A 14,475-nucleotide genomic window follows, 5' to 3' on the forward strand; every position below is an offset into this window, starting at 1 on the left:
ACTGCTTGAGTGAGCAATGAGCGGCTCCCGCCCGAGCACCCTCACCGGTAGCGTCTCGTCACACAGTTGGTCACGCAACGAAGCGGTAGCGGCAAAACGCACCGGTGCAACGGTGCGAGCTGCCGCTTACGGTGAGGGATGGTCGGCCGCCGGAGGCCGGGCGTCTCACGCCGTCAGGCGCCGTGGAGGGCCGGGACGATGAGGTAGACGCCGAGGAGGACGACCAATCCGCAGATGCCGAAGACCGCCCAGTACCCGAGTCGAAGCAGGGAGTTACCCTGGCCCTCAGCAGTCTGGTCGACGTGGACGGCGCGCATGCGCACTGCCACGGAGAAGAGAGTGATGACGACGACCGCCGACACCCAGGTCGCGGCCGCGACGATGAGGAATGAACTCCACTCGATCATTTGCTGTCCCCCTTGTCACCGGTTTCGTCCGACCGCGCCGACTTCCCATCGCCCTGCCCGGCCGGCACACTCGCCGAGGCTGAGCGCCGTGCCTCGGATTCCGAGGCCTTGCGCTCGTGCGAGGCCCGTCGCTCCTGCTTCGCCTTCTGCTTCTCTTCCCACGCCTCGCGACGTGCTGCCCGCTTCGCTTCGGCGCGCTTGCGGTTGCGATCCTTGCGCAGCTTGCGCTTGCGTCCGCGGATGTTGACGGCCTCACCGACGGCATCGAAGTTCGACAGGTCCGTTTCCTCGACCCGGCGCGAGGTGAGGAAGATCCAGAGCACGGCGATGACGGCGATGACGGTGTCGATGAGGACTCCGACCACCCCGAAGTGGGCGATGCCGGCCGCAGCGGCGCCGACGATCGCGGCGGCCGGAATCGTCAGCAGCCAACCGGAGGCGATGCGCCCGGCCGTCGACCACTGGACATCGGCGCCCTTGCGTCCCAGACCGGAGCCGAGCACCGATCCGGAGGCCACCTGAGTCGTCGACAGGGCGAAGCCGAGGTGGGACGAGGCGAGGATCGCCGCGGCCGTCGAAGTCTCGGCGGACAGACCCTGCGCGGGCTTGACCGTGGTGAGCTTCGTGCCGAGGGTGTCGATGATCCGCCAGCCGCCGATGTAGGTGCCCAGTGCGATCGCGAGGGCACAGGCCGTGATGACCCAGATGTGCGGGCCGGTGCCGTGCGCCTGCATGCCGGCCGAGACGAGGACGAGGGTGATCACGCCCATCGTCTTCTGCGCGTCGTTGGTGCCGTGAGCCAGCGCCACGAGGGAGGAGGAGAAGATCTGACCGAATTTGAAAGGAGCACGATGGGCGGTCTTGCCGTCGTCGTTTCGCCGGGTGATCGCGTACGCCAGCTTCGTGCACAGATAGGCGCCGAATCCCGCGATGATCGGGGCGGCCAGCGCCGGGATGACGACCTTCGAAAGGAACACTCCGAAATCGACGGAGTTGAGTCCGGCACCGACGATGGCCGCACCGATGAGGCCGCCGAAGAGTGCGTGGGACGATGATGAGGGCAGACCGAAGCGCCAGGTCGCCATGTTCCAGATGATCGCACCGATGAGTCCGGCGAGGATGAAGTCGGGAGTGATCTGGACTCCCCCGCCGCCTTCTTTGATGATGCCGCCGGAGATGGTCTTGGCCACCTCGGTGGACAGGAATGCGCCGACGAGGTTGAGGACCGCGGCGAGCGTGACCGCCGCTTTCGGCTTGATCGCCCCGGTTGCGATCGGGGTGGCCATGGCGTTGGCCGTATCGTGAAAGCCGTTGGTGAAGTCGAAGAACAGTGCCAGTGCTATGACGAGCACGACGACGAAGATGATTTCCACTAATCGACCTTGGGTATAGACACTATTCGGACCGTGGATGATGCAGCTGGCGGCCAGCGATCACTATCCCGCAGAAGTCTACCCACAGATTCAACCGCTCTTCACCCGCAATTCGACCCTACTCCACCTCGTTCACCTTTTGTTCACTTCTGACGTGCGCAAACGGACCCCGCCCGGACGAGAGTGCAAGAGCGCTCACATTCCGAACAGGGTCCGTGCATCCGTCAATCGCCGAGGCGGCCGGCCCGGTCAGGATCGAATCCCGCCGAGGCGACCGCCCCGTTCGCATCCGACCCCGCCGAGGCGACCGCCCCGTTCACGTCCGACCCCGCCGAGGCGACCGCCCCGTTCGCATCCGACCCTGCCGAGGCGGTCGCCTACTCCGTGACGTACCGATCCGCGATCTCGAGCGCCCGGTCCAGGACGGCGAGCCCGAAGCGGACGTCCTCATCCGGGGTGTTGAGCGGCGGGACCACGTGGATGCGGTTGAAGTTCGCGAACGGCAGCACGCCCTCGGACTTCATCGCGGCGATGACCTCGTTCATCTCCGGCGAGCTGCCGCCGTAGGCCGCCAGCGGCTCCTTCGTCTCCTGATTGCGCACGAGTTCGACGGCCCAGAAGCAGCCCATACCGCGCACATCACCGATGGACGGATGCCTCTGCGCCATCTCACGCAGCGCCGGACCGATGATCTCGGCACCGAGGCGCTCGGCATTGTCGACCATGCCTTCGGAATCCATCGCGTTGATCGTCGCGACCGCCGCCGCGCACGCCAAGGGGTGGCCCGAATAGGTCAGGCCGCCCGGGTAGACCCGGTCGCGGAAGGTCTCAAAGATCTCGTCCGAGATCGCGACACCGCCGAGCGGCACGTACCCGGAGTTCACGCCCTTGGCGAAGGTGATGAGGTCCGGGGTCACGCCCCAACGATCGACGGCGAACCACCGACCGGTGCGGCCGAATCCGGCCATCACCTCGTCGGCGATGAAGACGATCCCGTACTTCGCCGTCAGTTCGCGCACGCCTTCGAGGTACCCGGCCGGAGGGCCGTAGATTCCCGCGGTCCCCGGCACGGTCTCCATGATCAGCGCCGCAATATTTCCCGGGCCCTCGAGCGTGATCATGTCCTCGAGATGCCGCAGTGCCCGGGCCGTCTCCTCCGCCTCGGTGGTGGCGTTGAAGTAGGAACGGTACTGGTAGGCGGGCATGAAGTGGACGATGCCCTCGGCCGAGTAGTCGTTGGCGAACCGGCGCGGATCACCCGTGACATTGACTGCCAGCTGGGTGCCGCCGTGGTAGCTGCGGTAGGCCGAGAGCACCTTCGTCCGTCCCGTGTGGAGGCGGGCCATGCGGATCGCGTGTTCGTTGGCGTCGGCGCCGCCGTTGGTGAAGAACACGTGGTCGAGGTCGCCCGGGGCGCGTTCGGCGATGAGCCGCGCGGCCTCCGAACGAGCGTCGTTGACGTGCTGCGGGGCGATCGTGCACAGCTTGCCTGCCTGCTCCTGGATCGCCGTCACGACCGCCGGGTGCTGGTGCCCGATGTTCGTATTCACCAGCTGCGAGGACATGTCGAGCAGCTTCCGCCCCTCCCCGTCCCAGACGTACGAGCCTTCCGCGTCGACGATCGTCATCGGCTGGAATGGTCCCTGCGCCTGCCAGGAATGGAAGACGTGGGCGCGGTCGAGCTCATGGGCCCGGCGCCCGGCGGCGAGGGCATCCTCACCGATGCGCGGCTGGGACTCCGCTGTCGAACGCGCCGAGGCGGCCGCCTCGGCGGGGGTGGTATCGATCGTGGTCATGTCAGTCCTTCTTTCATCGGTGGCCGATGCGCCCGCCGTTGAGCGCATCGGCCGCCGAGGTGGTTCCGTGTGGCGTGGGTGTCAGTCGTTAGTGGGGAATCCGAGGTTGAGTCCGCCGTGGCTGGGGTCGAGCCACCGTGAGGTCACGACCTTGCCGCGGGTGAAGAAGTGGACCCCTTCGTCACCGTAGGCGTGGGTGTCGCCGAAGAGCGAGTTCTTCCACCCACCGAAGGAGTAGTAGCCCACGGGCACGGGGATCGGGACGTTGATGCCGACCATGCCGACCTCGACTTCGTTCTCGTACCGGCGGGCCGCGCCTCCGTCGTTCGTGAAGATCGCGGTGCCGTTGCCGTAGGGGTTGGAGTTGATGAGCTCGAGTCCCTCGTCATAGCCGGGGACACGGACGACGCAGAGCACGGGGCCGAAGATCTCATCGGTGTAGATCGACATGTCCGCGGTCACGTTGTCGAACAGGGTCGGGTTGAGGAAGAAGCCGTCGGCCGGGGTGTTCTCGCGGCCATCGAGGACGACGATGGCTCCCGCCTCGGCGCCGGCATCGATGTAGCCTGCGACCTTGTCCCGGTGGGCCGCGGTGACCAGAGGCCCCATGTCCGGTTCGGTCGCCCCGTCGCCCACGCGCAGGGTGCGTGTGCGTTCGGCGATCTTGGCCACGAGATCATCGGCGATGGAGTCGACGGCGACGACGACGGAGATCGCCATGCAGCGCTCACCGGCGGCACCGTATCCGGCGTTGACGGCGGCATCGGCGGCGAGGTCGAGGTCGGCGTCGGGCAGGACGAGCATGTGGTTCTTCGCTCCGCCGAGAGCTTGGACGCGCTTGCCGGTGGCCGTGCCGTTCTCATAGACGTACTTCGCGATCGGAGTCGAACCGACGAAGGACACCGAAGCGACATCGGGGCTTTCGAGGATCGTGTCGACGGCCTCCTTGTCACCGTGGACGACGTTGAAGACGCCGTCGGGCAGGCCGGCCTCCGTCCACAGTTCGGCCAGCCAGTTCGCGGCCGTCGGATCCTTCTCCGAAGGCTTGAGCACGACGGTGTTGCCGGTGGCGATGGCGACGGGGAAGAACCACATCGGGACCATGGCCGGGAAGTTGAACGGTGAGATGATCGCGGAGACGCCGAGCGGCTGACGCAGGGAGTGGACGTCGATGTTCGTCGAGGCGTTCTCAGTGTGGCCGCCGCGCAGGTGTCCGGCGATGCCGCAGGCGAATTCGACGACCTCCTGGCCGCGAGCGACCTCACCGAGGGCGTCGGAGACGACCTTGCCGTGTTCGGCCGTGATGATCTCGGCCAAATCCTGCTTCCGGGCGTTGAGCAGTTCGCGGAAGTTGAACAGGACAGCAGTCCGCTTGGCCAGGGACGTGTCGCGCCAGCCGGGGAACGCCTCAGCTGCGGCCGTGATCGCCGACTCGACGGTGGCCCGCGAACCGAGTGTGACCTGTCCGCTGACGACGCCGGTGGCGGGGTTCGTGATATCGCCGAGGCGGGTGTCGCCGTCGGCGGTGACGGTCTGTCCGTTGATCCAGTGGTTCAGGGTTGCCATGAAGTGTCCTTCTGCGTCGTCGGGGTGTTCGCTGTCTCCATCCTCGGTCGCCGAACTCCATCCCGGTAGTGTCAAACTGTCAGAATATTTCTCTCCGGCTTTACACTGTGTCAATGGACTCTGCGAAGGAAACGGATGGCGCGTCGCTGAGCATCGCGGGCCTGCTCGAACTCGACGAGGTCAGGGCGGCCGAGCCCGAGGTGCTGGCGAGCGCGGCGGGTCTCGACCGGACCATCCGGTGGGTGCACATCGCCGACTCTCACCACGTCGAACGGTTCCTCGAAGGCGGGGAGCTCGTGCTCACCACGGCCTCGGCTTTCCGCCACTCTCCCGAAGCGATGACCGAATTCCTCGATCAGCTCGAGCGAGTCGGAGCCGCTGGCACGATCATCGAACTCGTCGATGAGGACTCCGCCTTCGACGAGGCAGCGGGATCGGTTGTCCGGGCGGCCGCCTCGGCGAGGGATCTTCCCGTCGTCATCCTCCCGCACCGGGTCAAGTTCGTGCGGATCACGGAGCACGCCCACCGTCGCCTCCTCGCGCAGCAGATCTCCCGGCTCGAGCATGCGCGGGAGATCCATGAGACGTACACCCAGCTGAGCCTGTATCGGGCGGGGGCCCAGACGATCGTGGAACGCACGGCCGAGCTGCTGGGAACGCCCGTGTTCCTGGAGGATGTCGCGCACCGAGTCCTCGCCCATGCGGGGCGGGGGTCGGCTGCGCTTGCGCAGAAGTGGGCGGATCTCGTCACGGGGGCGAGCACCGCGCCGGGTGTGGAGGCCGCGCGGGATTGGCGGCAGACTCCGGTAGGGATGCGGGCACGCCGGTGGGGGCGCCTCGTCGTGCCCGGCCCTGCGGAATCGACGGCAGCGCTCGACCAGATCATCGAACGGGCCGGAGAAGCGCTGACGCTCACGCGCATGGCCGACCGTGACGAACAGGACCTGCTGCTGCAAGCGCAGAGCGGCCTGATCAGGGAGATCGCGGACTCCGAGGTCATCGATGAGAGCACCGCACGGGCACGTGCGCGTTCCCTCGGCTTCGCTCCCGTCGAGGATGCGCAGTTCCTGCCCGTCGTCGTCCGTCTCGATCGGGATGCCGAGACAGGGCCGACGCGGATCCAACTTCAGGAGCGCGGGCTGACCCAGGAGATCGTCGCGGCCGCGGCACGTCTGGGTCTGTGCGTACTCACGACGAGCCTGCAGTCGGGTGTCTTCGGGTTCATCCTGGCTCCGACCGAGGCCAGGGCGGCGGGCGCGAACAAGCGCAACTCGAGTCGGCCGGGCGCCTCCGGGCCGTCGGGCGGGCCGGGCCGGTCGGGCGGGCCGGGTGGCACCGGGCTGCCGGGCGGGCCGGGCGGCACCGGCGACCCGGGGCGGTCGACCGGCTCCGATGCCGATGCCCTCCTGGCCGGACTCCTGCGCGAGGTCGAGGAGTATGCGGCCAGCTGGGTGGTCGGCGTCGGTCGGGGCAGTGATTCTCTGCTCGATGCGGTCGCGCGCCTCGACTCCGCCTCCCAGGTCGCCGAGGTGGCGTCGACTCTCGATGTGCGCGAGCGCTCGTTCTACCGCTCCTCCGATGTCCGCCTGCGCGGACTGCTCTCGCTGTTTGCCGACGACTCGCGGCTGCGCGCCTTTGCCGAGGGCGAGCTCGGCCCCCTGCTCGGGTCCGCGCACGAGGGCGCCGATGCTGAGGATCTGCTCGGGTTCCTCGAGCTCTACCTCGCTCACGGCGGGAACATCTCAGCGATGGCGCGAGCCGGATATCTGTCCCGGCCCGCGCTCTACGCACGGATGACGAAGCTGCAGAACCGCCTCGGCGTCTCCCTCGATGACGCAGAATCACGCACCGCACTGCACGTGGCGCTGCTGTGGTGGCGGATGAACGGGTGAGGTCAGTCGAGCAGAGCGCGGATCGTGTCGGTGATCGGGATTCCGCGCTCGGCGGCCTCGGCGCGGTTGGCATAACGGCGATCGCCGGGCTGACGATCCATGCCCGCTTCGCGGAGCATATCGACGAACTCCCTGACCCGGCCCAGGAAGGCATCGTTGCCGCCCCGCTGGGGATCGATGACGATGAAGAGCTGCCCGGTGCGGAAGGTATGGGCGCCCTCCGGCGCCTCGGCGTCGATCTCAAAGGTGAAGGCGCCGCCGGTGAGGCCGGCAGCGAGCGTTTCGATCATGAATGACAGCAGCGCACCCTTGTGACCACCGATGGGACGGATGCCGCCGCCGTCGAGGATGTCCCCCGGATCCGTGGTGTCCGCTCCGATCGAGTCGACTCCGGTGCCGGGCGGAACTTCCCGGCCCTCGGCGCGCAGCAGCTGCAGGTCGCCGTGCGACATCGACGATGTCGAGAAGTCGAAGACGATCGGATCCGCCTCAGCAACTGGGGTGGCGAAGCCGAAGGGGTTCGTGCTGAAGACCGGCTTGGTCGCCCCTTCGGGGACGACGGCGAGCTTGCCGCTGGCGATCATCCCCAGTGCCACACACCCGCGGCGGGCGAACGCTTCCAGGTCCGGCCACAGGGCCGAGAAGTGATGGGTGTTGCGCAGGGCGATGACCGCGACACCGGTGTCGGCGAGCGCCTGATCAACCTCCGCTCGAGCGTCGGCCAGGGCGGGTTGTGCGAAGCCATTGTGTCCGTCGATGCGGATGAACGAGGGACCGACGGCGTCGACGCTCGCCTCAATGTCGCCGTCGGCCCATCCGCGGTTGAGCGAATCGAGGTAGCCGGCGACCCGGAAGACCCCGTGGCTGAGCGTGCCGTCTCTCTCACAGGTCGCGCAGTTGGTCGCCAGCACCCGTGAGACCGCCGGGGAGGCTCCTGCACCGACGAGCTTCGCCTCGATCGCGGCGACGAGTTCGTCGAAGGAGATGCGGTCGGATTCATTTGTCATTGTGCGCTCCTCATGTGCGGCGAATCGCTTCGGGGTCGACCATTGCCTGTCCCCAGCAGGCTACCGTCGACTCAATCGTCGGTTCCGGTGGTCAGCCAGTCGGATCAACGGCCCCAGATGTCGCCGATTGTGTAGCCGAAGGGGAAAGGGTCGTCGGCTTCGAGGACGAGCTGCTGGAATCCCGTGATCCATCCCCGTCCGCTGATGGAGGGGATCACAGCGGGCACCTCACCGACATACGTCGTCTCCTTCACTTCGGCTGTGAAGGTCGTTCCCAGCATCGATTCGTGGACGAACTCCTCCCCGACGGCGAGTTCACCACGGACATATTTTGCGGCTACACGAGCGCTCGTGCCGGTGCCGCACGGTGAACGGTCGAGCGTGCCCGACCACGTGGTCGGATCGTTGAGGTCGACGGTTCCATTGGGCAGAACCACGGCGTTGCGACCGTCGGTGCCCGGGGTCACCGCGGGACCGTGGATCATCGGCAGCCCGATCGAATCGATCTCAGGGATAAGCGGGTGCCGCACCTCGAAGGTCTCGTTCGCCGCTTGGAGCAGGACGCTGCCGGCTCGGATGATCTCCTTGGCATCGCCCGGATCGAGATCCACGCCGAGGCTGCTCGCCGAGGTCTGGACGTAGAACTGACCGCCGAAGACGATGTCGACAGGAATCGTCCCATAGCCGGGGACCTCGAGAGGGAGATCGAGACCGTGGACGAAGGCAGGCACATTGTCGAAGGTCACCTTCCGCGCGCGACCGTCGACCACCTCGGCGCGGGCGGTGACGACTCCGGCGGCCGTGTCGATGCGCAGGTGGGTGACCGGTTCGGTGACGTCGACGGATCCGGTCTCGACGAGGGCCGTGACAGTGCAGATGAGATTCGACCCCGACATCGGCTTGAACCCGCCCTGTTCCATGACGATCATGCCGAAGTCACAACTGGGGTCCGTCGCTGACACGACGATCGGTGAACACAGCCCCGGGTAGCCGCGCGGCTCGTGAAGAATGAGAGTGCGGAATTCGTCGAGGTGCTTCTCGCAATAGCGCAGCTTCTCGGCCATCGTCGCACCTTTGACCTTGAGGTTCGACCCGAGGAGAACCCGGCCGGGCTCTCCTGCCGCGTGAACATCCACGGCCTGGATGATCTGCCTGTTCTTCACATCTCCTCGATTCCCGAACGAGTCGTCCGTCGACCGCGACATCGGCGTCGCGAAGCGGCCCGGGGAGTACGGCGACGGACTCCGCGTCGACACCGACGAGAGTCATCTCCGCCCTGATGGCGCCAGCATAGTTGCACGACGGGAGAAAGGCACTCATCGGAACTGGTGGCTGAGGCGAAGCGGGTATGCCGAGGGCTCAGAAGCGGTTCGGAGAGATGCGGGCGAGGAGCTCCTCAGGCACTGTCGACGTTCCGTCGGCCATGAGGCCGGCGAGCAGTCGCGCCGACCCCGGGGCCAGCGTCAGGCCGAGCATCGAGTGGCCGGAGTTGATGAAGACGTTCGCCGCCGCGCCGAGGCGACCGATGACAGGGAGCCCGTCCGGGGTCATGGGGCGCGATCCTGCCCATGGGGGCTGCTCACCGATACCGCCGTCCCAGCCACGGAAGGCTTCCTGCGCGGAGCGACGGATGGCGCCGACACGGGTGTCGTTGACGCGGTCGTCCCTGCTGCCGAATTCCATGGTTCCAGCCAGTCGAAGCATGCCATTGAGCGGGGTGACGGCGACGCGAGCGTCTTCGAGGGTCAGAGAGGTCTTCAGCTCGATCGGAGCCGGGGTGTAGTCGATGCTGTAGCCCTTGCCCGAGTAGATCGGGATCTTCTGGCCGAGTTCGGCCGCCAGTGCTCCGGAGGGGACTCCGGCGGCAATGACGACGGCATCGGCGCCGATGACCTCGGCGTCGGTGGTGACCACGGCGGTCACCGTGTCGCCGGTGCGGACGAACCGACCGATGCGTGTGTCCTCACGGACGTCGACGCCGAGAGCGGACAGCTTCGCGAGCATCCCCGACGTCAGGGAGTCGGGTTCGAGCTGGCGGTCGGCGGGGAAGAAGAGTCCGTGGCGGATACGGTCGCTCAGTGCCGGTTCGAACTCGTAGACCTCATCATCGTGCAGGCGCTGGGGACGGTGGCCCGCGGCCTCGAAGGCAGGCAGACTCTCGCAGTGTTCATCGAATCGTTCGCGGGTCGCGAAGGCGAGCAGCACTCCGCGGTCGTGCATTTCGAAGTCGATGCCCTGCCGTCGGTACTCGTCGAAGAGGTCGTTCGCGTCCTCGCCGAGGCGCAGGAGGAGGTCGAGTCCGACGGTGAAATCACGGGTGTTGCAGTGAGCGGCCATGCGCAGCAGGAACTTGAGGTACCCGGGGGCCAAGGACGGCCTGATCGACAGCGGACTGTCGGGTCTGAGCATCCAGCGGACGCCCTGCAGGAGCACTCCCGGCGCGGGGACCGGTGTGCTTTCGGCGATCGCGATCTTCGCCGCGTTGCCGTGGGAAGCGCCGGCGCCGCAGCGCTCGGCCTCGATGACAGTGACGTCATGGCCGCTCAGAGCCAGTTCGTATGCGCTGGTCAGCCCGACCACGCCGCCTCCGACGATGACAGTCCTCATCCGGCCACCTCCATTGGTTTCCCGAGTCGGCGGGACCGTGATCGGCATTGGCGTCACATTTCAGACTGCCACTATCGAGGCCCCGTTGTATGACAATACATTGGCAAGTACGCTACGCAGAGTTCGAGGAATCGTCAATGCCGTCTCGGCGCAGATCGGGCCCTCAGTGTCTGTCGACGCTTCCGGAGACGAGCAGGGCAAGTTCCTGGGCACTGTCCATCGTGTGCACGTCGAGTGCGGTCCGAATGCGAGCACGGTCACCGCTGCGAATGGCACACATGAGTGCCGCATGGATCGCATGAGCACGGCCGGAATCACGCCTGGTGAACTGGTCATAGGCGAGGACGATCGTCATCTGAGCCTCGACCACGGGCCAGATGCGCATCAGAAGGTAATTGTCCGCGGCCTCCCAGATTCCGCGGTGGAAGCGGATGTGGGCCCCATGCACTGCAAGCGGATCGGCCGCACTGCTCTCACTCTCGAAGCGCTTCCAGATCTCCTCGAGACGCGCCAGGCGCTCTCCCGAGGCATCGTCGAGGATCTCGTCGATGGCTTCGGTGTCGAGTGCCACACGGACACGCGCGATCTCGAGCAGGGACTCGACCTCGATGTTAGCCACCCGCAGGCCGCGATAGGCCTCCTGGATGAGGAAGCCGTCCCTCGCCATCTGGTTGAGGGCCTCCCGAGCGGTCGGGCGGCTGACCTCAAGCGACGAGGTCAGCTCCGCCTCGATGATCCGCTGTCCGGGGGTGAGCTCGCCGAGCACGATGCGACGTTTGATCTCATCGATGACGCGCTGGCGACGTTCGGTGTTCGAGACAGGCGGACGCGCAGATGAGTAGTCGACTGCGCGACCAGTGCGATTTCGCTCGACTTCGTCGCCGCGCCCCGACTCATTGCCCTCGGCAACCGCTCCCATTGTTACGCTTCCTCAGACCGCGAGGATGCGGCCGGTGACGTTGCCCTCGACGGAACGGACGAATGCAGTGGCGACCTGCTCGTCGGTCACCGGCACCATTCCGGCGAAGGCGTCGTGATAGTGTGGGGAGTTCGCGAGCACGTTCGGACTGACGGCGTTGATGCGGATGCCGCGCGGCAGTTCGGGCGCGGCCGAGATGACGAACGACTCGACGGCACCGTTGGCCATCGCCGCGGCTGCGGCTGTGGGCACGGGTTCGCGGCTGAGGACACCCGTGACGAACGTGATCGAACCGCCGTCGCTGAGGTGGTCGAGGCCCTGGGTGACGAACTCGATCTGGCCGAGCGCCTTCGAGGTCAGCGCCGCAGTGTAGTCCTCACGCGTCAGCTCGGTGACCGGCTTGAAAGCCGCAGCTCCCACTGCAACGATGATCGCGTCGACGGTGCCGACGGCATCGAGGAGACGAGAGATCGAGTCGGCATCAGAGGTGTCGACCCCCGGATCGGTCGAGCGGGTGACACCGATGACCTCATGGCCGCGCTTCTCGAGCTCGGCACGGGCGACGCCTCCGACATGCCCGCCGGATCCCACCAGCAGAATCTTCATCCTGACCTCCTTGCAGTGTTCGGACGATCGCATCGGCGACCCGACCGATGACGAGCTTTGTCAGACATTCCCATATTGACTGACAATGCCGAGTCTAGGGCATGCGTTCCCATCCGACCAGCCTGCCGGTCAGCCGTTGTAGCGGATCTCGACGCGGCGGTTCTTCGCCCGGCCCTCAGGGTCGTCTTCGCCGCCCTTCTCGTTCGCAGCGACGGGCTCGGATTCCCCGTAGCCCTTCGCCGTCACGTCGAGGTCTTTGTTCTCGGCGGTGAGCACCTCGGCGACGGCCTCGGCTCTGTCTTCGGAGAGCTTCTTGTTGTAGTCGTCCTCGCCCTTGGAGTCCGTGTGACCGCCGACGATGATCTCTGAATCCGTCGGCAGGTCCTTGACCAGGTCGGCGATCTTCTTCTTCGCCGCGTCGCTGAGCTCGGCCGAGTCGAAGCCGAAAAGGATGTCGGTATCGAGGGTGACCACGGTGGAGTCGCCGCTGACTTCGGTCGATTCGAGATCTTCGATGCCCTTGTCGAGGTCGTCGATACCCGGATCGAGATCGACGATGCTTTCGTCGATCATCGACTGATCCGGGTCGGTGAAGTCCTCGGGTGTCGGGGTGCCCCTGTCAGCGACATCATGCGAAGTCACGGAGTTCGCGACTGCGGATGCGGCGGGCCCGGCGATCGCGACGCCCACGGCGAGCGCCGCTGCGGAGCAGGCGACTGCCATCTTCACGAGATCTGCGCTCCGGTGACGAGGTTCATGCCGTCGACGACCGAGACCTCAACTTCTTTGACGTCTGGCGGCGGAGCAGCGAAGACGGCGAAGGCGTAGTAGGTTTCACCGGGTTTGAACTTCGGGCCCTGCACCTCGGTCTGCGCCCGATTGATGCTCTTCTTCAGCACCGAGTGTTTGCGCAGGTTCTGAGAATCGACGAGAAACGGGTCCCACCCTGAGTCACCGAGGTAGCCGTACAGCCAGTCTTCCTCGGTCGAGCTTGAGTTCACGGTGAACCCGAACTGACCGACGACGGTCTCTCCCTGTCGTTTGAGCGCGAAGAACTCGACGGTCATCGTTGCGTCGTCGTCCCCCTCGACTGCGGCGGGGATGTCCTGGGCGGCCATCGGATCGGGCAGGTCATTCAGGTCGAGGCCGGCCGCCTCGGCGGATCCGGGTTCACCCTTCGAATCGGAGCCGTCGGCTCCGCCGGACTTCTGGGCGGTCTTCTGAGACTCGGCGCCTTCGGTCTTCGACCCGTCCGCATCGTCTCCGGACGAACACGCGGTCAGGGTGATGGCCAGGACGACGGCGGCTGCGGACAGAGCAGTCCTGCGGATGGAGCGCATGGTGATGTCGGTTCTCCTCGCATGTCGCCGTCCGCTGTTCGTATAAGTGGCCTCCGGCGGCTCTGCGGGTGGACTCATTTCACCCTAGCCCGAAATACGCGGACTTTCACTACAGCCCTTGTCGTGACCGATGAAGTTTCGGTGAACCGGTCGGCGCGAACTCCGGGCAGGAGGGTGATGGTGCGTGCTGGGACCGACACGTGCCGGGCTGCCCGTGTCAGCCCTCACGCGGACATTGGGTAGGTGACTGTGCATCAGAAGTGTGAGCGTACTGATTTTCGTCACTACGCGTGCACTTTGGACATACAGTCGCGCTGACGCGTGCGGACCGGGCCGGAACGAGAAGAATCCCCGTGGTCCGATATGTCATCGGACCACGGGGATTCATCACTACGCGGAGTCGGTGGGATTTGAACCCACGGTCCCCCGTTCGGAGGACTTCACCTTAGCAGGGTGACGCTTTCGGCCGCTCAGCCACGACTCCTTCTGCAATGCTCTGGTCGCCTTTGGCGCAATGTTCGTCGACAGACCTGCCAGCACTACGGATAACAGCCTAAGGGAAAGGAGCCATCCGGAGCAAAGTGCAGGAGGCATGAGTGGGCTTCGTCATAGAAGGAGCGACCCATGATCGGCGGAAATCCGGGCCGATCGTCCCGTTTCTTCTGCTCCTCCACACCGGAATTCCAGCATTCATCAATGTCCGGGCGTAAAATCGGCGTGATGTGCCTTGCGGTCTGCTCACCTTTCCTTCCGGGAAACCAGCCGGGAACGTCTGCATCCTCACGATGCACCCGACGCCGACGGATGAGAACGACGAGCGGGCCGCTCAGCACGAAATGACAGTTTTTGAGGAGTAGACAACTTGCCAGAGTTTCCCCCTGACAAGCACGGACCGCATGAGAACGACCCCGATTCTCACGCCGCCGGGCGTCGACTCCGCGCCTCCGCTCGCCCGCGTTTCC

The 14,475-nt window shown here is 66.0% G+C and carries 12 protein-coding genes and 1 tRNA gene; 1 reads left to right on the forward strand and 12 read right to left on the reverse strand.

Going from position 1 to position 14,475, the window contains the following annotated elements; all coding sequences use genetic code 11:
- Positions 1–173 precede the first annotated feature (173 nt).
- The 4 genes from J9314_RS16365 to J9314_RS16380 all read right to left on the reverse strand — a co-directional run bounded on the left by J9314_RS16365 (position 174) and on the right by J9314_RS16380 (position 5,142).
- Complete coding sequence (locus J9314_RS16365; RefSeq protein WP_210603357.1) at positions 174–407, reverse strand: hypothetical protein; 234 nt, start codon at positions 405–407, stop codon at positions 174–176.
- Positions 404–1,780 carry an inorganic phosphate transporter gene (locus tag J9314_RS16370; protein WP_210603358.1) on the reverse strand — a complete coding sequence of 459 codons (1,377 nt, stop codon included), beginning with the start codon at positions 1,778–1,780 and terminating at the stop codon, positions 404–406. The genes J9314_RS16365 and J9314_RS16370 overlap by 4 nt, the downstream gene beginning before the upstream one ends.
- 377 nt (positions 1,781–2,157) lie before the next feature.
- Positions 2,158–3,576 (reverse strand): aspartate aminotransferase family protein, encoded by a 1,419-nt coding sequence (locus J9314_RS16375; protein WP_210603359.1) that lies wholly within the window; start codon positions 3,574–3,576, stop codon positions 2,158–2,160.
- Between the two features lie 81 nt (positions 3,577–3,657).
- Complete coding sequence (locus tag J9314_RS16380) at positions 3,658–5,142, reverse strand: CoA-acylating methylmalonate-semialdehyde dehydrogenase (protein ID WP_210603360.1); 1,485 nt, start codon at positions 5,140–5,142, stop codon at positions 3,658–3,660.
- Positions 5,143–5,255: 113 nt separating this feature from the next.
- Here J9314_RS16380 and J9314_RS19245 point away from each other — a divergent pair, with 113 nt between their 5' ends.
- Positions 5,256–7,034 carry a PucR family transcriptional regulator gene (locus tag J9314_RS19245; protein WP_246490457.1) on the forward strand — a complete coding sequence of 593 codons (1,779 nt, stop codon included), beginning with the start codon at positions 5,256–5,258 and terminating at the stop codon, positions 7,032–7,034.
- 2 nt (positions 7,035–7,036) lie between these two features.
- On the opposite strand, the gene J9314_RS16390 is transcribed toward J9314_RS19245, so the two are convergent.
- The 8 genes from J9314_RS16390 to J9314_RS16425 form a co-directional block, all read right to left on the reverse strand.
- Entirely contained in the window at positions 7,037–8,041 is a 1,005-nt protein-coding gene (locus tag J9314_RS16390; RefSeq protein WP_210603361.1) for an Ldh family oxidoreductase, read from the reverse strand.
- 104 nt (positions 8,042–8,145) lie between these two features.
- Complete coding sequence (locus J9314_RS16395; protein ID WP_210603362.1) at positions 8,146–9,204, reverse strand: proline racemase family protein; 1,059 nt, start codon at positions 9,202–9,204, stop codon at positions 8,146–8,148.
- Positions 9,205–9,400: 196 nt separating this feature from the next.
- Entirely contained in the window at positions 9,401–10,648 is a 1,248-nt protein-coding gene (locus J9314_RS16400; protein ID WP_210603363.1) for an FAD-dependent oxidoreductase, read from the reverse strand.
- Positions 10,649–10,811: 163 nt separating this feature from the next.
- On the reverse strand, positions 10,812–11,567 hold the full coding sequence (locus tag J9314_RS16405) for a GntR family transcriptional regulator (protein WP_210603364.1): 756 nt from the start codon (positions 11,565–11,567) through the stop codon (positions 10,812–10,814).
- Positions 11,568–11,579: 12 nt separating this feature from the next.
- Entirely contained in the window at positions 11,580–12,173 is a 594-nt protein-coding gene (locus J9314_RS16410; RefSeq protein ID WP_210603365.1) for a short chain dehydrogenase, read from the reverse strand.
- Between the two features lie 129 nt (positions 12,174–12,302).
- Positions 12,303–12,896, reverse strand: coding sequence for an OmpA family protein (locus J9314_RS16415; RefSeq protein WP_246490766.1), 594 nt, complete (start codon positions 12,894–12,896; stop codon positions 12,303–12,305).
- 2 nt (positions 12,897–12,898) lie between these two features.
- The gene (locus J9314_RS16420; RefSeq protein WP_210603367.1) at positions 12,899–13,513 is read right to left on the reverse strand and encodes a hypothetical protein; all 615 of its coding nucleotides are present in this window, start codon (positions 13,511–13,513) and stop codon (positions 12,899–12,901) included.
- 395 nt (positions 13,514–13,908) lie between these two features.
- A tRNA-Ser gene (locus J9314_RS16425) sits at positions 13,909–13,997 on the reverse strand.
- Between the last annotated feature and the right edge of the window lie 478 nt (positions 13,998–14,475).

It is taken from the genome of Brevibacterium oceani (genome assembly GCF_017948325.1).
GTDB classification, from domain to species: domain Bacteria; phylum Actinomycetota; class Actinomycetes; order Actinomycetales; family Brevibacteriaceae; genus Brevibacterium; species Brevibacterium oceani.